Here is a 19,035-nt window from a genome sequence, read left to right as displayed (position 1 = left end):
CCGGGAGGGGATCACGCTCGGGTACGGTCTGATGACCAAGGGCCAATCGATCGCCCTCCCGGAACCAATCTCGCACACTTTCAACAGACAAGGGCCACTCGCCCACCCACAAAAGCATCTAACTCCCCCAGTGACCTCGGGTCGAACCCGAGGGAAGAACTGAGTTTGAAGAAGCTCAAAGATTCCCAAGGCATTGAAGGCAAACGGCGCCTGTGGTGCTAGGTTTTGCGGAATCCACCAAGTTGCAGTTCGCCTTTATCACCAAAGTTCCCCGCCACACATCTCCGCTGGGCACCCGGCACATCCGGCGCTAAACCACACCCATGCGAGCCCTCATCCAACGCGTCCTGTCTGCTTCCGTCACCGTTGATGGCGCCATCACTGGCGAGATCGGCCCGGGCCTCCTCGTCCTGATCTGCGCCATGCAGGAGGACACCGAACAAAAGTCCACCTGGCTGGCGCAAAAGATCGCAAAACTTCGCATTTTCCAGGACGATGACGGCCGCATGAATCGCTCGCTGCTCGACATCGGCGGCAGCGCTCTCGTCGTCAGCCAGTTCACCCTAGCGGCCGACACCAGAGGCAATCGCCCCGGCTTTACGCGTGCCGCTCCACCCGAGCGCGGCCAAGCGCTTTACACGCATTTCTCTGAGGCGCTCGCCGCAACCGGCGTCCCTATTGCCAAAGGCATCTTCGGCGCCGACATGAAGGTCGCGCTGGTCAATGATGGTCCGGTGACGATCTGGCTGGACACCGACAACTCATGAGCGAACCGCAATCGGCCCTCGCTAAGACGCGCACCATGCGGGCGGTCTATCTCGTCCTGGGCCTTCTTATGACCGCCCTCGGCATCATCGGCGCCTTCCTGCCGCTGATGCCAACTACGATATTTCTGATCCTTGCCGCCTGGTGTTTTTCGAAATCGTCGCGCCGACTGGAAACCTGGCTCCTCGGTCACCCCATCCTCGGCCCTACCATCACCAATTGGCGCACTCACGGCGTCATCGCTCCGCGCGCAAAAGCCTTGGCCTGCTCCGGCATGGCGCTCGGTTATGTGCTCTTCTGGATCAGTGCCCATCCAGGCCCATGGCTGGCGCTGCTCGTCGCGGTCGTCCTCGGCGCCTGCGCCACCTATGTGCTGTCGCGCCCCTCTGCCCGTCAGCCTAACCAACAAAAAGGGCCGCCGAAGCGACCCTTTTGATCAAAATCCTCAGAATGGGATGTCGTCGTCAAGACCGCCGGATTCAAAAGCCGGCGCGTTGGACGAGGGACGACGTGCGCCACCACCACCGCCGGAATTGCTGACGCCGCGGAAGCCGCCATCATTGCCGCCATAGCCACCGCCGCCACCTTCATTTGCACCGGCGCCGGCGCCATCGCCGCGGCCATCGAGCAGTACCATGGAGGCGTTAAATCCCTGAAGCACGATCTCGGTCGAATACTTGTCCTGGCCGGACTGGTCCTGCCATTTGCGCGTCTGGAGCTGGCCTTCGAGATAGACCTTGCTACCCTTGCGCAGATATTGCTCGGCGACCTTGGCAAGACCTTCCGAGAAGATCACCACGCGGTGCCATTCGGTCTTTTCGCGCTGCTCACCGCTATTGCGGTCGCGCCAGCGTTCGGATGTCGCGATCGACAGGTTCACCACCTTGCCGCCGCTCGGCAGGGTCCGCACCTCGGGCTCATTGCCGAGATTGCCCACCAGAATGACTTTATTCACGCTGCCAGCCATGGCGCATTTCCTTCCAATTCAGTCCCGGTCTGCAAGGTCGCGGGACGCTTCTGTGATCGAGCGCGGAGTGAGCCGCCTCTTGCGCAGCCTCCCGCTCGTCCGCGCACTTTAGCCCGTCTCGCGTCCGAGCAGGCGCAAATCTGCCGGATGCTCACACCTTTGCATTTTGTTCACTTTATGTTCTCGTTCGTTGCGAGTCAATCGCCCATTGCGGTTGGCTGCCTTACCCTTCGCCTCATTCTCGCCAAAGCCACCGGTTCGTCTGGCGCCGTGTCGAAAAGAGCGGATTTCGCGCCATGAAACAGCCCCTCCTGTCGTCTGTCATTCTCGCCTTTGGTCTCCTCGCCGCGCTGCCAGCGCATGCCGAGGAGATGAAACTCGGCTCGATCACCTTCGAAGCGCCCGACGGCTGGGAGCTGCAGAAAAACACCGAAGGCATCCTGCTCACCAAGAAATTTCCCAAGACCGAGGACGATGATTTCGCCGCGGCGATGATCCAGCTCGTCGGTGCCAAGGCCGGCCCCGCCCAGCTTGATGCGAATGTCGCGGAGATGGTCAGTTGGGTCGACGGAATGACCGAAGAAGACCCGATGACCGACAGCGCCGGCACCACGCTCAATGGCCACGCGATCAAGGTCGAATATCGCTGCTGCGGCTATCAGGATGACATTTCCCTTGGCCAAACCATCGCCGGCATTGCGAGCGAGGACGAACAGCTTCTAGCCGGCCTCATCTTCATGAACACCCGCAGCGATCATGAAGATGAGGCCGAAGACGCCTTCGAAGCCCTCGTCCGCTCCGTGCGTTTTGCCGGCGATGACGATAAGGGTCTTGAGCCTCAGTCCGGCGATGGTGGTCTTGAAGGCGTTTTCACCCATCTTAGCACCGGCCTCATGCCCAACGCCTTTGGCGGCCTCGATTTCACCTCGGATAGCGAGATCATGGTCTTCGACAAGGCAGGCTTGTTCAGCACCGAACTGCCCGCCGGCACGGACCTCGCCGCGTGGTGCTCCGAAAACCCCACCGATTGCGGCACCTATAAAGTCACCGGCGGCGGCTGGTTCGGTGGCGAGCGCAAAATCGAAATGCGCTCCATGCTCAACGATTTTGGCGTCGTCGAAACCGAAACCCTGCCGCTCGAAAAATCCGGCGACGATCTCAAGATCGATGAAGGCGATTATTTCCGCTTGCCCGAATTCGATAATGGCACGCGCTTCGACGGCTCCTGGACCTATACCTGGGCCTCGAGCGGCATGACGGCGACCAGCTCTGGCGGCGTTGCGGTCCAGCGTACGGTCAAATTCACCCCCGATGGCAAGTTCACCCGCGATGGCTGGAGTGGCGGGTCTTCAAGCTCGGATATGGGTGGCGTCACCGTCTCCAGCGATCGCCCGGCAAGTTCAGGCACCTATGAGGTCGCGGGCTACGAACTCACCCTCAAGGGCGACGACGGCAACACCGAAACGCTCTCGATTTTCGCGCCTGATCGGGACTCGACGGATCTTCTCGTCATCGATGGCGGCAATTATCTAAAGGACGATTGAGCCCCTCCTGACAAACCCTGTCAGCACGCCTCATCCATTCCCCTTTCAGCACCGGGGAGCATCATGGATTACGCGCAGGCGCTGTGGCTTTATACCATCCTTGTCTTCGGCATCATCGTCGTGCCGGGCATGGATATGTTTTTCATCCTCGCCAATGCGCTGACCGGCGGCCGCTCCATGGGCTTTGCTGCCCTCGCCGGCGTCATGCTCGGTGGCGCCGTCCACGCGCTGTTCGGCACGCTTGCCGTCGGGGTCCTGACGCAACTCCCGACCATGCTCTTCCAGGCCATGATCCTCGCTGGCGCAGCCTATATGGCATGGATCGGTTACACGCTTCTGCGCAGCGCCATCACGGTCGATGGCATTGGCCGCGCGACGACCCGTTCGGAAGGCGCCGCTTTTCGTCAGGGCCTCATCACCTGTCTCATCAATCCAAAAGCCTATCTCTTCGTGCTCGCCGTCTTCCCGCAGTTCGTGCGGGCTGAATTCGGCCCCGTCTGGTCCCAGGCCCTCGCCCTCGGCATTATCACGGTTGCCATGCAAGGCGCGGTCTATGGCTCACTGGCTTTGGCTGCCGGCCGCGGACGTGATGCGCTTGTGGGCAACCCGGCGGCCACTATCTGGATTGGAAGAGGTGCCGGCGCGCTCTTCCTCGCCGTTGCTGTTTTCACCGCCTGGCATGGACTGACCATGACCTCGACCTCTTGACGGACTCTAGCCTGTTCTGCAAATGTTCATGACGAACGACACTGTTTTGGGAAGTCCCGGGCCGCGCGCTAATGTTATCGCTGCGGTCAGGACACCTATGCGGTCATGCCTTGCAGCCGCGCCACAAGACGCTTATCTCATGGGCTCCCCGGCCCTTTTTGACCCCACTGCTGCTGCGCCTTGCGGCGCGACAAGCCACGGACGCGAACCATGAAGCCTACGCCCAGCCAGAACCGCGAAATCATCGTCCGTGGTGCCCGCGAACACAATTTGAAGGGCATCGACGTCAAGCTGCCCCGCGATAGCCTGATCGTCATGACGGGCCTGTCCGGCTCCGGAAAATCGTCCCTCGCTTTCGATACGATCTATGCCGAAGGCCAGCGCCGCTATGTGGAATCGCTCTCGGCCTACGCCCGCCAGTTCCTCGAGATGATGCAAAAGCCCGATGTCGAGCACATCGAAGGCCTTTCGCCCGCCATTTCCATCGAGCAGAAGACAACATCGCGTAACCCGCGCTCGACCGTTGGCACGGTCACGGAAATCTACGATTACCTGCGCCTGCTGTTCGCCCGCGTCGGCATTCCCTATTCCCCCGCCACGGGCCTGCCCATCGAAAGCCAGACTGTCTCGCAGATGGTCGATCGCACCATGGAGCTGCCCGAAGGCACGCGCCTTTATCTGCTTGCGCCGATCGCCCGCGGCCGCAAGGGCGAGTACAAGAAGGAATTGGCCGATTTGATGCGCAAGGGCTTCCAGCGCGTCAAGATCGATGGCGAATACCATGAAATCGAAGACGCTCCGGCGCTCGACAAGAAGTTCAAGCATGACATCGAAGTCGTGGTCGATCGCGTCGTCGTCTCGCCCGATATTTCCGGCCGCCTTGCCGAGAGTTTTGAAACCGCGCTGAAGCTGGCTGAAGGCATCGCGCTCGTCGAATATGCCGATGAGAAAAACGAAGACGGCTCGGCTCGCCAGATCACGTTCTCGGAAAAGTTCGCCTGCCCGGTCTCCGGCTTCACCATTGCCGAAATCGAGCCCCGGCTCTTCTCTTTTAACAACCCCTTTGGCGCCTGCCCGGTTTGCGACGGTCTCGGCACCGAGCAGAAGATCGATCCCGATCAGATCGTGCCGGATGCAAGCCTGTCGCTGCGCGATGGCGCCATCCTGCCGTGGTCTAAAACCTCTGCGCCTTATTACCAGCAGACTCTGCAGGCCGTCGTAAAGCATTACGGCGCGTCGACCGGCACGGCATGGAACGAGTTGCCGTTCGAGGTTCAGCACGCCGTGCTGTTCGGCACCGGCAAGACGGCCATAGATTTCGTCTATGACGATGGCCTCCGCCAATACAAGACCAGCAAGCCCTTCGAAGGCGTCATCGGCAATCTTGAGCGTCGCTACAAGGAAACCGAAAGCGCCGGCATGCGCGAAGAAATCGAGCGCTACATGTCGGCCAAGCCGTGCGTTGCCTGCGGCGGTTATCGCCTCAAGCCCGAAACGCTGGCGGTCAAGATCGATGGCCTCCATATCGGCCAGGTCAGCAATATGTCGATCAAGGTGGCGTCGAAGTGGTTCGTCGATCTGTCCGACAAGCTCTCGGCAACGCAAAGTCAGATCGGCGAACGCATTCTCAAGGAAATCCGCGAGCGCCTGAACTTCCTCAACGATGTGGGCCTTGAATACCTGTCCATGTCGCGCAACTCGGGCACGCTATCCGGTGGCGAAAGCCAGCGTATTCGTTTGGCCAGCCAGATCGGCTCGGGCCTGACCGGGGTGCTTTACGTGCTCGACGAGCCCTCCATCGGTCTGCATCAGCGCGACAATGCACGCCTCCTTGAAACCCTGCAGCGCCTCCGCGATCTCGGTAACACCGTCATCGTCGTCGAACACGATGAAGATGCGATTCTTACTGCTGACTACGTGCTCGACATCGGTCCCGGCGCTGGCGTCAATGGCGGCCATATCGTCGCTGAAGGCACGCCGCAGGACATTCTCAACCACCCCGATTCCCTGACGGGCAAATATCTCTCGGGCCGCATGGGTATCCAGATCCCGTCCGAACGTCGCGAGGGCAAGAAGGGCAAGGCGCTGTCGATCAAGGGCGCCACCGGCAACAATCTCAAGAACGTTTCGGTCGATGTTCCGCTCGGTCTTTTCGTCGCCATTACGGGCGTCAGCGGCGGCGGCAAATCGACTCTGATGATCGACACCATGTACCAGGCCATCGCGCGTCGCCTGAATGGCGCCCGCGTCGTCCCTGCCCCGCATGACTCGCTGACTGGCCTCGAATTCCTCGACAAGGTCATCGATATCGATCAGTCGCCGATCGGCCGCACCCCGCGGTCCAATCCTGCGACCTATACCGGCGCCTTCACGCCGCTGCGCGAATGGTTCTCCGGCCTGCCGGAAGCGAAAGCGCGCGGTTACGGGCCGGGCCGTTTCTCCTTCAACGTCAAGGGCGGCCGGTGCGAGAAGTGCGAGGGCGATGGTGTCCTCAAGATCGAAATGCACTTCCTGCCCGACGTTTACGTCACCTGCGACGTCTGCAAGGGCAAGCGCTACAATCGCGAAACGCTCGAAGTCCAGTTCAAGGGCAAGTCGATCTCCGATGTCCTCGATATGACGATCGATGAAGGCGTCGAGTTCTTTTCGGCCGTCCCGGTCATCCGCGACAAGTTCGCCACCCTGCAGCGCGTCGGACTGGGCTACGTCAAGGTCGGCCAGCCGGCCACGACCCTCTCGGGCGGCGAAGCACAGCGCGTAAAACTCTCCAAGGAGCTGTCCAAGCGCGCCACCGGCCGTACGCTCTATATGCTCGATGAGCCGACCACCGGCCTCCATTTCCACGACGTGGCCAAACTTCTCGAAGTTCTCCACGAGCTGGTCGATGGCGGCAATACTGTGATCGTCATCGAGCACAATCTCGAAGTCATCAAGACGGCCGATTGGATCATCGATATGGGTCCCGAGGGCGGCGACGGCGGCGGCGAGGTTGTTGCCATCGGCACGCCAGAAGAGGTGGCCACGAACACGCGTTCGCATACCGGTCACTTCCTCAAGGAAGTCATGGACCGCCGTCCGCAATATGCGACCCGCGCCGCCGAATAGGCCGGGCAAGCGATCACAAGAAGGGGCGTTCGCCACAAGCGAGCGTTCCTTTGTCGCATTCTGGCTTAGGACGCGCTCGATGGTAACGTGTTGTTACCCGAAGATACCCGTTTGGTGACGGATAGTTAGACAGTCGCCGAAGCGTCATGCTGAAAAATGGTTAAATTGGCATGCGCGCCACGCATGCCGCGCCTGCTGTTTACCCGATGGCGAAGCAGAGAAAATGCGCCGATCCTCAATTTGCCGCCACCAGCCGGATGGGAATAGACCCATGTTTGTACGTGCCGTTTGGCGCATAAAGCGCCTCGTCGACATCAAGCAGACGTTGCGGGAAATGGACGTTCCCTCGACGAGAGATGCCGATTTACTGGGCCTTTCGGGCCCAGACTTCTCGAAGATGACCAAGTCGCTCTTTGACCGCTAGTCACGCCTCCCCCAAAAGACCGCATGGCCGCCGGTTTGCCCACCGGCGGCCATGCTTTTGCCGTGCGCCTTAACCGAGGCTTAACGACGACCCCATTTGGCCTGCACAGAATGCATGGCTTGTCTGAGCAATCTCCATCTGCTCGCCCGGGTTGCGTTAGACTATATCTCTCCTTGCAAACGACAGGAGAATTCAAATGGACATTCGTAAAACCTTCAAGAAGTGGGCCGCTTATCAGCAGACCGTTCGTGAACTCGGCGCTCTCGACAATCGTCAGCTCAACGATCTGGGCATTTCGCGCACCGATATCAATCGCGTTGCTCGCGATCATGCAAATTCGCTCTAAGTCTTACTGCCTACACACTATAAACCGAACACCCGCATCTTTCTGAGACGCGGGTGTTTTCGTGTTCGGCGCCTTGTGATCAGCAGCGCCGGAACTCGCTCCACTCCCCTTCGTTGCCCTAGCCCAACCTGGCAACAGAGGAGTTATCCCCGTGCAAAATCTATCCGGTAAAATGATCGCCATCGTCGCCACCAATGGCTTCGAGCAGTCGGAACTGGAAGTTCCTCTGCACAAGCTGCGGGAGGCCGGTGCTACGGTTCATGTCATTTCGCTCGAAGCGGGCGAGATCAAGGGATGGGACAAGAAGGATTGGGGCAATGCTGTCCCCGTCGACAAGACACTCAAGGACGCCAAGCAGGACGACTATGACGCCATCGTTCTTCCTGGCGGCCAGATCAATCCCGACCTGCTGCGCGTCGAACCCGATGCCATCGCCTTCATCAAGTCCTTTTGGGACAACAAAAAGGTCGTCGCTGCCGTTTGTCACGCGCCTTGGCTGCTCGTTGAAGCTGGCATCGTGAAGGGTCGCAAGGTGACCTCTTACAATTCGATCAAGACCGACGTCATCAACGCCGGCGGCCTCTGGGAAGATAGCCAGGTCGTTACCGACCAGGGCCTGATCACCAGCCGCAATCCGGGCGACCTCGACGCCTTCTGCGAAAAGATCGCCGAAGAAATCAACGAAGGCCGCCACGAACGCCGCGCCGCGTAACTCAACCATTGCCGCGACATGGCGGGCTTGCTATTGGCTCGCCATGTCAAACGAACCCATTCACATCATCGGCGGCGGCCTCGCCGGTTCTGAAGCCGCATGGCAGGCCGCGGAAGCCGGCGCCACCGTCATTGTCCACGAAATGCGCGGCGTCAAAGCCACCGACGCCCATTCGACCACGGACTTTGCCGAGCTCGTCTGCTCCAACAGTTTCCGCTCCGACGACCACGAGCAGAACGCCGTCGGACTCCTCCACGAAGAGATGCGGCGCTGCAATTCGCTGATCATGCGCGCGGCCGACGAGCACAAACTGCCCGCTGGTGGCGCCTTGGCCGTTGACCGCCATGCGTTTTCAGCTGCAGTCACGCAAGCCATTGAAAATCATCCGCGAATTTCCATTCAGCGCGAGGAAGTCGCCGGCTGGCCGCCGGAAGATTGGCGTCACGTCATCATCGCCAGCGGCCCGCTCACCTCGCCTGCATTGGCCGAAGCAATCCTCGCCAAGACCGGCGAAGACTCCTTGGCCTTCTTCGATGCCATCGCGCCGATCGTCCACTATGACAGCATCGACCACAACATCGCCTGGAAGCAATCGCGCTATGACAAGGCCGGCCCCGGCGGCACCGGTGCAGACTATCTCAACCTGCCGATGGACCGCGACCAGTACTATGCCTTTGTCGAGGCTCTCAAAACCGCGCCACTCCATGAATTCAAGGATTGGGAAAAGGTCCCCTATTTCGACGGCTGCCTGCCTATCGAAGTCATGGCCGAGCGCGGTGACGAAACGCTCCGTCACGGCCCGATGAAGCCGGTTGGGCTGACCAATCCACGTAACCCGACCGTCAAACCCTATGCCATTGTCCAGCTTCGCCAGGACAATGCGCTGGGCACGCTCTGGAACATGGTCGGCTTCCAGACCAAGATGCGCTACGGCATTCAGGCCGAAGTCTTCCGCATGATCCCGGGCCTCGAAAACGCTCAATTCGCGCGTCTCGGCGGCCTCCATCGCAACACATTCATCAATTCGCCCAAGGTCTTGGGGCCAGACATGCGCCTCAAGGCGGATCCGCGCATCCGCTTTGCCGGCCAAGTCACGGGCGTCGAAGGCTATGTCGAAAGCGCTGCTGTCGGTCTTATCACTGGCCGCCTGACTGCGGCCGAAGCCCGCGGCGAAACGCTGACGCTGCCACCCGTCACGACTGCGCTGGGCGCACTGATCGGCCACGTCACCGGCGGTCACATCGAAGCTGAAAGCTATAGCGGCGCGCGCAGCTTCCAGCCGATGAACGTCAATTTTGGTCTCTTCCCGGAAGTGACGATCACCAAGCCCGAAGGCGTCAAGCGCTGGCGCGGTCCGGAAAAGACCATGGCCAAGCGCCGTGCCATCACCAGCCGCGCTCTCGACGATCTAAAGGTCTGGCAATAAACGAAAGCTGCGCAACTACCGGTTGCGCAGCGTCCACCACGCGACCCGCGCTATCTTGCGCCAATCAGGCTCGTTCTTGCTTGCAGCGAAAGCCCCATGCTTTTGGCCGTGCCACTGTTTGAGCTGCGACGCGACAATCGGATAGATCGCGAAGGCCGGCCTGATTGCGGCCGGCGCCGCCTCGATGGCGATCCGGGCCTTTTCGAGATGACCTGAAGCCAGCTCGGCAATCTGACTCAGCGCCTCGTGCAGGCCGTCGCTCTCAGTGCCCGAGAACACCTCGCCCTCGCGAACACCGTTGGCCTCGAGTACCGCCCAAGGCAAGACGATTCGACCTTGCGACGAAACATGGCCAAAAGCCCGAAGGTGCCCAACCATGGCCTGCGCCACACCGAGGTGCCCGGCCGCATCGCCCGGCTCCACTGGCAGCCCTTCATTCAGAATCATGGCGCTAAGCTGCAGCAGCGTCGACGCCGTCTCTCCGGCATAGCCCTCGAACGTTTCGAGATCGGGCATCGGGTCGTCATAGAGGTCAAACCGCCGCGCGCCGATCAGTCGCTGCAGCGTCCCGGGCGGCAGGGCGTATCGGTCCAGCGTATCGAGCAGCGCATCCGCCACTGGGTTCTGCCGCACCGAACCATGCCCTTCGCCGGTCAACGCATCGTTCCACCATTGGAGCCGAATTTCGCCCGGGGCCGGGCCGCTCACGCGCTCGCGAATCCCCGCTACTTCGGCGTTGAACGCCAGCAAAGCGACAACCCCGTCGCGATGTTGGGCCGGCAAAGCCAAAGTCGAAATGTAGCGATCACGGTCAGTCTCGCGCAGCACATTGGCAGCGTGAGCAAAACTCTCGGAAGCCATCAGCGTGCGTTCTCGACGGCAATGAAGGCGCCTGCGACCGCGCGCTCTTCGGCCAGCAGGACGTTGTAGGTTCGTACGGCGCCACCGGTTTGGATCGCCTCGACGATCACGCGATGCTCGCGAAACGCGTCGCGGATCGAAGGGGCGATGAAGCTGATGTCGGACCCGAGCCCGATGAGCAAGACGTCAAGCTGACTGGCCAATGCAAGGACGGGCTGCAGCGCTTCGAGGGTCAATTGCGAAGGCGTCTCGACCGCCCAGCTATGCATGCCTGTAGGCAGGCACAGCAATGACCCTCGATGGGACATATCCGCAAAACGGAAGCCGCCATTGCCATAGGCGTCAATGCCGACCTGGCGCGGGAAATGCCCCGCGCCGGCTGCGCTTGGATCAGACGGATGCGCCATCCGTCGCCTTTTCCTTCTTGGCCGCAGCCTCTTCTTCCTCGGTCTTCTGCTTGAGGCCGAAATTGATGAGGATCGGGCCGTTGATGATCACCGAAGAATACATGCCGACGAGCGAGCCGAAGGTCATTGCGATCGTGAAGCTGCGGAGCACTTCACCGCCAAACAGCACCAGCGGCACCAAGGCCAGCAGCACGGTGAACTGGGTCAAGGAGGTACGCACGATGGTTTGGTTGATCGACAAGTCGATCAATTCAGGCAGCGGCATCTTGCGGTGTTTCCGGAGGTTCTCACGGATACGGTCGGAAACAACGACGGTCTCGTTGAGCGATAGACCCACCAACGTCAGCACTGCCGCAATCGAGCTGAGATTGAACTCCAGCCCGGTGAGCGAGAAGAGGCCGATAGTCATGATGATGTCGTGCGACGTCGTCGTGACGGCCGCGAGCGCGAACTGCCACTCGAAGCGGAACCAGATGTAGAGGAGAATACATCCGAGCGCGATGATGACGGCGAGCGTACCGGTCCAAGCCAATTCGCCCGAAACCGTACCGCTGACTGCTTCTGTGCGGCGCTCGACATAGTCTGCGCTCGCTAGCGCATCCTTGACCTTCTGGACGGCAATCTGGTCGGCCCCCTCGCCGCCTTGCTGCGCCTGAACGCGGACCAGAACGTCTTCCGGCGTACCAAAGCCCTGTACCTGAATTTCGCCGAGTTCGAGCCCATCGAGCAAGGTGCGGACTTGGCCTACGTCAGCCGGCCCGCCCGTGTGCTGCAGTTCGATAGCCGTACCACCGACAAAGTCGATGCCGAGATTGAAGCCCTTGAAATAGGCCGCCCCGATCGAGACCACGGACATGATGATCGAGAGCGCGATGACGTAGCGCGAGATCTTCATGAAGGGGATGGTGGTGCCATCCGGAATGAACCGGAAATGCTGGATTTTGAGGGTCTTGGGACGAACGCGCTTGTACCAGAGGTTCACCTGGTAGGACGTGACCGTATAGGAGGTGAAGAGCGATGTCAGAATGCCGAGACCAAGCGTCACGGCAAAGCCCTGAACCGGGCCGGAGCCCATGAAATAGAGGACGACGGCGGCCACGAGCTGGGTCAAATGCGAGTCGACGATCGTGCCCCAGGCGCGTTCGAAGCCGGCATTGATAGCCTGTAATGGCGTGCGCCCTGCCCGCTGTTCTTCGCGCATTCGTTCGTAGATGAGAACGTTGGCGTCCACAGCCATACCGATCGTCAGAACGATACCGGCAATACCGGGCAGTGTTAGCGTCGAGCCGAGGACGGACAGAGCGCCGAAGATCAGGATGACATTGAGGATCAAGGAGACGTTTGCGAAGACGCCCCACACGCCATAGGCGATGATCATGAAGCTTACGACCAGCACGGAGGCGACGACACCGGCAGTCACACCGGCACGGATCGAATCGGCGCCGAGGCTGGCGTCCACCGTGCGTTCTTCAATGACGTTGAGGCTGGCCGGCAACGCACCGGCGCGCAGCAGAACCGCGAGATCGTTGGCTGAGGCCGTCGTGAAGTTACCGCTGATTTGGCCCGTGCCGCCCGTAATCGGCTGCTGGATCACAGGCGCGGTGATGACGGTGTTGTCGAGGACGATGGCAAAGCGCTTGCCGACATTGGCGGAGGTGATTTCGCCAAAGGTGATGGCGCCGCGCGTGTCGAACTTGAAGCTGACGACCGGAATACCGCGCTGAGAATCATAGGATGGCTGCGCATCAACGAGCGACTCACCGCCGAGCGCAACGTCTTCGTAGAGCAGTTCGCGGGTACCGTCCTGGCTCGGCAGGATCATGGTGCCAGCCGGAAGGCCCTGCGCCTCGGCTTGATCGGCGGTCAGGCCGGGATAGACCATGTGGAAGGTCAGGCGCGCGGTCTGCGAAACGATGTTCTTGAGGCGCGTCGAGTCGCCGAAGCCCGGAACCTGGACGAGAACGCGGGTGTCGCCCTGGCGCTGGATCGTCGGTTCGGTCGTGCCAAGCTCGTCGATACGATTGCGGATGACTTCGACAGACTGCGACACCAGCGAGCTCATGCGCTGGGTAATGCCTTCAGGCGTCAGAGCAATCTGGATACGCCCGTCGGGCATGTCGCTGAATGCGAGTTCGTTGACGCCGACGCCGGTCGAGAACAGCGAGTTATTGACCGTGTTCTGAATGCCCTGAAGCGCCGTCATCGCCTGCTCTTTTTGAGCAGGATCGGTCAGCTCGATATAGATGGCGCGCTTGGCATCATCGGTCGTGATGATGTTGCCGATACCATTTTGATTGGCGAGCACGTTTCGTGCGTCGCGGCGCACGTCGGAAAGGCGCTGGGAAACGATGCTATTTTCGTCGACGCCGAGCAGCAGGTGCGAACCGCCCTGTAGATCGAGACCTAGAACCAGCCCAGGCTTGGGCAGCCACCCCGGCAAGGAATCCTGCACATCTTTAGGCAGAAAATTGGGAGCGGCAAACAGAATGCCCGCAATCGCGACGATCAGAATGATGGCAACGCGGAACGGCGACTGGTTCATGAAACGGCGTCCTAGAGCATGTTTCCCGAAGCAGATATCGGGTTCGGGACGAAAACATGCGGCTTCAAAGAGTCAGAAAGCCGGAGCCGCGCGGGCTCCGGCCAATTGGTTTCCGGCTTAGGCCGGCTTGTTGTCGTTCACCGGCTCGGCCTTGGAGCGCACGTCGGCAATCATGCCGCGCACGAGCTTGACCTTAACGCCCTGGGAGATTTCGACTTCCAGATCTTCGCCGTCAACGGCCTTGGTCACCTTGCCGACGATGCCGCCGGTGGTGACGACCGTGTCGCCGCGACGGATAGCCGAGAGCATAGCCTGCTGTGCTTTCAACCGCTTCTGCTGCGGGCGGAAGATCAGCAGCCAGAAAATGATGACCAGCAGCACGATCGGCATAAGCTGGATCAGAATGTCCTGGAAACCTCCCGTGGCGGGTGCAGCTGCATCCTGCGCAAAAGCGGGCGTTACAAACATCAGGCGAACTCCTTACGATTCTTCTTGTGTGGGGAGAAGGGCGCCACACAGTCTCGCTTGAAAAGACTGGACGCGTATGGGGTCTTGTGCACTTGCACCCCGGCCAAAATCGCGCGGACTATACATTTGGGCCCCTGTGATTGCAAAGCTATTCACGGAACACAATGCCGCGCGTCTTTTGAAGGAATAGACTGGTGAAAACCAAAGACTATCTTGGCCGTATCGCCACTGCTCTCGAAGCCATTGCCGTTGCGCTAGCCCCAGAAACGTCGAGCACTTCCTGCCTCGATCTCGACATCGCCGACGCCTTTCACTGGCAGGGAGAAGCGGGAACGCTGCTCCCTGTGCCGCGCGTCAGCCGCGTCCCGCTGTCGATGCTCCGCGGCATCGACCATGTGCGCGATCTGCTTTTGACCAATACCGAACAGTTCGCCCGCGGCCATGGCGCAAACAACGCGCTACTTTGGGGCGCGCGGGGGATGGGCAAGAGCTCGCTGGTCAAGGCCATCCACGGCGACATCACGTCGCGTGAGGACTTTGAGCGTCTGGTCCTCATTGAAATTGCGCGAGAGGATCTCGAGACCCTGCCGCAACTGATGCGGACCATTGCCGGCGCCCCTGCCCGGTTCATCGTATTTTGCGATGATCTCAGCTTTGACAGTGGCGAGACCAGCTACAAATCGCTGAAGACCATTCTTGATGGTGGGCTTGAGGGACGGCCAGACAATGTCCTTTTCTATGCCACCTCGAACCGCCGCCATTTGATGCCGCGCGACATGATCGAGAACGAGCGCTCTACGGCAATCAATCCCGGCGAAGCTGTCGAAGAAAAGGTCTCTCTTTCGGACCGCTTCGGCCTGTGGCTCGGCTTCCACAATTGCGATCAGGACACCTATCTCGCCATGGTCCGCGGCTATGCGACCCATTATGATCTGGGCCTCGACGAAGAAACACTGCGCGCCCGCGCCATCGAATGGGCCGCAACTCGAGGCGCACGATCCGGCCGTGTGGCCATTCAGCTGATCCGCACGCTCGCGGGTGAGATGGGCAAGACGGCCTAATCACAAACAAAAAGGCCGGAGCATTGGCTCCGGCCTCTCGAATTTGAACGTATGTCGCTTAGCTGGCGAGCAGCGGCATTGGATCGACCGGGGTCGCACCCTTGCGCAGTTCGAAGTGCAGCTGGGGCTTGGACACCGAGCCCGTCATGCCGACCGTACCGATCGCGTCGCCGCGGGAAACCGCAGCACCCTTGGCGACCGACATGCCATCGAGATGGGCATAGGCGGAGACGTAACCATTGGGATGGCGGATCAGGATCAGGTTGCCGTAACCTTCGACGCCCGAGCCGACATAGATGACTGTACCGTTTTCGGCGGCCTTGACCGAAGAGCCTTCCGGCACGTCGATATTGATACCGGTGCCGCGCGATGCGGCGAAATCGGTGATGACGCGGCCGCTGACTGGCCAACGGAACTTGTCATTACCCGAAGCGACAGGTTCGGCGGCCGGAACGTTGGCAACCTGGGTCGGCGCTGGAGCAGCGGTTGGCTGAGCAACCGGTGCCGGCGTGGCGGCGGGAGCGACGGCAGCTTGCTGCGGCACGGCCTGAGGCATTGCCTGTGGGCGGCTACCAAGTGGGGCCGGCGGCGCGCCGAGATTGCCGCCGACGCTTGCAACCTGGGTGACCGGCTGCGCGGCCGGAGCCGCAGTGGGCGTGCGGACGAGGTCCGGACGGCCCGGGATGATCAGCGCCTGGCCAACGACGATCTTGTCGGGCGAGGAAAGACCATTGGCCTGCACGAGTGACTGGGTCGTGACCTCGTAGCGGCGGGCGATGGTGTAGAGCGACTCGCCACCGGCAATGGTGTGGGTGAACGTCCCAGCCTGTGCACCCTGCGCAGCGGCGACGGGCACATTGCTATTGGTCGGCAGAGCCAGATTGGATGGAGGCGCGCCAAGAGCGACACCGGAAGGAGCGGAATTGAGAGCCACGGCGGGCGGCATTGCCGGCGCGGTGGGCAAGGACTGCATGGCGGGCATGGCTTGCGAGGTTCCCATGGAAGCGGATTGACTCAGTACAGGAAGATCCTGGGATTGAACCGAGGGCGAACCCGCCCCCATTCCGATCGGCGACGTCGCGCCGGCCGGCTGCATGAAGCCCGACTGAACGGGCGAAATAGGCTGACTGGGCGCTCCGAACGAGGAGCCAATCGGCGCTGGTGGCAGGAAACGGGCATCAGCGACCTGCATCGACCCTTGCGGACCGAGCGACGACGGCATCTGCTGATTTATTGATTGCGGCGCCGGCGACTGCGCGACCGAGCCGGTAGTTGTCGGGTCACCAAAAGTTCTAGCACCGAGGCTGGAGCAACCGGACAAACCGACTGCAGCAACAATCAAACCAGCGACGGCTACTGTACCTTTAGGCACCCTGGCTAACAGGTTTTTACGCATCGGCTAACTCGCACGCAGGTACTTAACACTGGAATCGAGACTAGGCCGGTAAGGTAAAGACGAATTTAAAGTCGATGCGAATTGAGTGAATTCGACATGGCTAAATTGTCGAATAGGTAAGGTTAAGATTGCCGATCTGGGGATAAGCGCAATTCCGCAAGGCGCGCTAGGGCATTGGCCTCGCTTTGCTGCAGGGCAAATGGCGTCACGGTAATGGTGTTCTGCCGTCTGAGAACCTCGAAATCCGCGCCGGGATCGAGTGGCTGTGGGGTTTCGGGAATCGAGACATAGAACGCGCTGTGACTATCGCTTGGGTGATACCGGAAAGCCGATCGAGAAAAGCGCTGATGCGGCACCGCAGCGATTCCATTGACTTCACCCGGCTCACAGGCGGGAAAATTGACGTTGTAAAAGACGTCTTCATCGCCCTTGGAGCGCAGGATCGCTTCCACAGTTGCGGCGCCAAATCGGGTCGCGTTCGACCAATCGATCGTATGGCTCTTCTCGTAGTCGATCGCCTGACTCATCGCGATACCGATGGCACCTTGCAGCGCACCCTCACGCGCGCCGGCCGCAGTGCCAGAACAGTTGACGATATCGCCGAGGTTTTGGCCGGCATTCACGCCCGAGAGAACGAGATCTGCAGGCCGATCGCCGAGCAGATGCGTCATCCCAGCGACGACGCAGTCGGCCGGAGAGCCGCCGACAACTGCAAATCTTTTGGACCCTAGTTGCTCGAGGGCCAGTTCGCGGCCCAAGGTGAACCTGTGGCCTGCGCCCGACTGATTGCCGTCGGGCGCCACGATCCAGACGTCGTCGGACAAAGCTGCCGCGATCTCGGCCATGATGGCGATGCCGGGCGCATCCACACCATCGTCATTGGTGATGAGGATGCGCATGGCTTACTTGCCTCCGATGGAGGTGAGCCCGCCCATATAGGGCTGCAACGCTTCGGGAATCAGCACGGAGCCGTCTTCCTGCTGATAGTTTTCGAGCACCGCGATGAGGCAGCGGCCGACGGCCGTTCCGGAGCCATTGAGCGTGTGCACATACCTTGGCGCCTGCTTTTCGCCGGAAGGGCGATAACGCGCTTCCATGCGACGTGCCTGGAAATCGCCGCAGACGGAAACAGACGAAATCTCGCGATAGGTATCCTGCCCAGGCAGCCAGACCTCGATGTCATAGGTCTTTTGCGCGCCGAAGCCTACGTCACCGGTGCAAAGGGTCATAACCCGGTAGTGGAGACCAAGTCGTTGCAGCACCGCCTCGGCGCAGGCGAGCATGCGCTCGTGTTCTTCGATCGAGGCTTCGGGCGTCGTCACCGACACCATCTCCACCTTATCGAACTGATGTTGGCGAAGCATACCGCGCGTATCGCGGCCAGCAGAGCCAGCCTCGGACCGGAAACAAGGCGTCAGCGCCGAAAAGCGCAGCGGCAGTTCTTCTTCAGACAGAATCGACTCGCGGACCATATTGGTCAGCGGCACTTCGGCCGTCGGGATCAGCGCGAGACGGCTGTCGCCATGTGGCGTGAAAAACAGGTCTTCCTCGAATTTCGGCAATTGGTTGGTGCCAAACAACGCCTCATCGCGCACGAGCAGCGGCGGCTGCACTTCGAGATAGCCGTGCTCCGTGGTGTGAAGATCGAGCATGAATTGTCCGATGGCACGTTCCAGCCGCGCGACTTGGCCCTTCAAGATGACGAAGCGGCTGCCGGATAGCTTGGCGGCGGTTTCGAAATCCATGTCCTTGGTGGCGACGCCGATTTCGTAATGCTCCTTGGGTGCAAACGAAAAGCTGGGCTTGGCCGGACGAACACGAGCAGCCGTTTCGGCCGAGCCGTTAGGACCAAAGTACTCAACATTGCCGCTCTCGTCTTCGCCGGTCGGCACTTCGTCGAGCATCATGTTTGGAATGACGGCCATGGCCGAGCGCAGTTCGGCTTCAACCGCGCGCTCTTCTGCTTCACCCGTCGGGATGAACTCCTTGAGGCGCGCGACTTCGGCCATCAGCTCCTGAGCTTTGGCCTCATCCTTTTGGGCCTTGGCCTGGCCGATCTGTTTGGACAGCGTATTGCGCTTTTCCTGTGCTTCGTTGAGGCGACCGATGATCTCGCGCCGACGGTCGTCGATCGCAAGAAGATCGGAAGAGCGCACGGAAACATTCTTGCGCCGGGAAACGGCAGCGTCGAAAGTTTCGGCGTTGGCTCTAATCCACTTGATATCGAACATCGGTCACCACGGGCCCAGCCCGCCTCTGGTTGCTGCAGGCCTGGATCAATCCGTCCCGGGCGTGCCTGCCAG

At 60.6% G+C, this 19,035-nt stretch carries 18 protein-coding genes; 10 read left to right on the top strand and 8 right to left on the bottom strand.

The features are described 5' to 3' along the window. Positions 1–323: 323 nt before the first annotated feature. Entirely contained in the window at positions 324–767 is a 444-nt protein-coding gene (gene dtd, locus ASG47_RS03910; protein ID WP_061907446.1) for a D-aminoacyl-tRNA deacylase, read from the top strand. Then, the gene (locus ASG47_RS03905) at positions 764–1,201 is read left to right on the top strand and encodes a YbaN family protein (RefSeq protein WP_061907445.1); all 438 of its coding nucleotides are present in this window, start codon (positions 764–766) and stop codon (positions 1,199–1,201) included. The genes dtd and ASG47_RS03905 overlap by 4 nt, the downstream gene beginning before the upstream one ends. Before the next feature lie 9 nt (positions 1,202–1,210). On the opposite strand, the gene ssb is transcribed toward ASG47_RS03905, so the two are convergent. Further along, positions 1,211–1,732, bottom strand: a complete 522-nt coding sequence (gene ssb, locus ASG47_RS03900) for a single-stranded DNA-binding protein (protein WP_061907444.1) — start codon at positions 1,730–1,732, stop codon at positions 1,211–1,213. A gap of 296 nt (positions 1,733–2,028) precedes the next feature. Here ssb and ASG47_RS03895 point away from each other — a divergent pair, with 296 nt between their 5' ends. From ASG47_RS03895 to trmFO, 7 genes are all read left to right on the top strand, one after another. Further along, positions 2,029–3,276, top strand: a complete 1,248-nt coding sequence (locus tag ASG47_RS03895; RefSeq protein ID WP_061907443.1) for a hypothetical protein — start codon at positions 2,029–2,031, stop codon at positions 3,274–3,276. 63 nt (positions 3,277–3,339) lie between these two features. Next, a complete protein-coding gene (locus ASG47_RS03890; RefSeq protein WP_061907442.1) occupies positions 3,340–3,984 on the top strand; it encodes a LysE family translocator in 645 nt (214 codons plus the stop codon). Positions 3,985–4,194: 210 nt separating this feature from the next. Then, entirely contained in the window at positions 4,195–7,089 is a 2,895-nt protein-coding gene (uvrA, locus tag ASG47_RS03885) for an excinuclease ABC subunit UvrA (RefSeq protein WP_061907441.1), read from the top strand. Between the two features lie 271 nt (positions 7,090–7,360). Continuing rightward, entirely contained in the window at positions 7,361–7,513 is a 153-nt protein-coding gene (locus tag ASG47_RS20525) for a hypothetical protein (protein WP_156352093.1), read from the top strand. A gap of 196 nt (positions 7,514–7,709) precedes the next feature. Further along, on the top strand, positions 7,710–7,859 hold the full coding sequence (locus tag ASG47_RS20150) for a DUF1127 domain-containing protein (protein WP_082461137.1): 150 nt from the start codon (positions 7,710–7,712) through the stop codon (positions 7,857–7,859). Positions 7,860–8,010: 151 nt separating this feature from the next. Further along, entirely contained in the window at positions 8,011–8,571 is a 561-nt protein-coding gene (locus ASG47_RS03880; RefSeq protein WP_061907440.1) for a type 1 glutamine amidotransferase domain-containing protein, read from the top strand. Positions 8,572–8,614: 43 nt separating this feature from the next. Further along, positions 8,615–9,997 carry a methylenetetrahydrofolate--tRNA-(uracil(54)-C(5))-methyltransferase (FADH(2)-oxidizing) TrmFO gene (gene trmFO, locus ASG47_RS03875; protein ID WP_061907439.1) on the top strand — a complete coding sequence of 461 codons (1,383 nt, stop codon included), beginning with the start codon at positions 8,615–8,617 and terminating at the stop codon, positions 9,995–9,997. Between the two features lie 15 nt (positions 9,998–10,012). Here the strand turns inward: trmFO and ASG47_RS03870 are convergent, their stop codons facing one another. From ASG47_RS03870 to yajC, 4 genes are all read right to left on the bottom strand, one after another. Further along, positions 10,013–10,858: a phytoene/squalene synthase family protein gene (locus ASG47_RS03870; RefSeq protein WP_061907438.1), complete on the bottom strand. Its 846-nt coding sequence runs from the start codon at positions 10,856–10,858 to the stop codon at positions 10,013–10,015. After that, positions 10,858–11,265 (bottom strand): Mth938-like domain-containing protein, encoded by a 408-nt coding sequence (locus tag ASG47_RS03865; protein ID WP_061907437.1) that lies wholly within the window; start codon positions 11,263–11,265, stop codon positions 10,858–10,860. The genes ASG47_RS03870 and ASG47_RS03865 overlap by 1 nt, the downstream gene beginning before the upstream one ends. Next, positions 11,249–13,807 carry a protein translocase subunit SecD gene (gene secD, locus ASG47_RS03860; RefSeq protein ID WP_061907436.1) on the bottom strand — a complete coding sequence of 853 codons (2,559 nt, stop codon included), beginning with the start codon at positions 13,805–13,807 and terminating at the stop codon, positions 11,249–11,251. Before secD ends, ASG47_RS03865 begins: the two co-directional genes overlap by 17 nt. A gap of 117 nt (positions 13,808–13,924) precedes the next feature. Continuing rightward, on the bottom strand, positions 13,925–14,275 hold the full coding sequence (yajC, locus tag ASG47_RS03855; RefSeq protein ID WP_061907435.1) for a preprotein translocase subunit YajC: 351 nt from the start codon (positions 14,273–14,275) through the stop codon (positions 13,925–13,927). Positions 14,276–14,469: 194 nt separating this feature from the next. On the opposite strand from yajC, the gene ASG47_RS03850 reads away from it, so the two are divergent. Then, a complete protein-coding gene (locus ASG47_RS03850; RefSeq protein ID WP_061907434.1) occupies positions 14,470–15,336 on the top strand; it encodes an ATP-binding protein in 867 nt (288 codons plus the stop codon). A gap of 58 nt (positions 15,337–15,394) precedes the next feature. On the opposite strand, the gene ASG47_RS03845 is transcribed toward ASG47_RS03850, so the two are convergent. From ASG47_RS03845 to serS, 3 genes are all read right to left on the bottom strand, one after another. Further along, positions 15,395–16,336 (bottom strand): M23 family metallopeptidase, encoded by a 942-nt coding sequence (locus ASG47_RS03845; protein WP_162236077.1) that lies wholly within the window; start codon positions 16,334–16,336, stop codon positions 15,395–15,397. Between the two features lie 518 nt (positions 16,337–16,854). After that, a complete protein-coding gene (gene surE / locus ASG47_RS03840) occupies positions 16,855–17,631 on the bottom strand; it encodes a 5'/3'-nucleotidase SurE (protein WP_061907432.1) in 777 nt (258 codons plus the stop codon). A gap of 3 nt (positions 17,632–17,634) precedes the next feature. Continuing rightward, positions 17,635–18,963, bottom strand: coding sequence for a serine--tRNA ligase (serS, locus tag ASG47_RS03835; RefSeq protein ID WP_061907431.1), 1,329 nt, complete (start codon positions 18,961–18,963; stop codon positions 17,635–17,637). Between the last annotated feature and the right edge of the window lie 72 nt (positions 18,964–19,035).

The organism is Devosia sp. Leaf420 (assembly GCF_001425445.1).
Taxonomy (GTDB): Bacteria; Pseudomonadota; Alphaproteobacteria; order Rhizobiales; family Devosiaceae; genus Devosia.
Note: the sequence above shows the minus strand (reverse complement) of the source record. Positions and strands in the feature narration are given on the sequence as shown.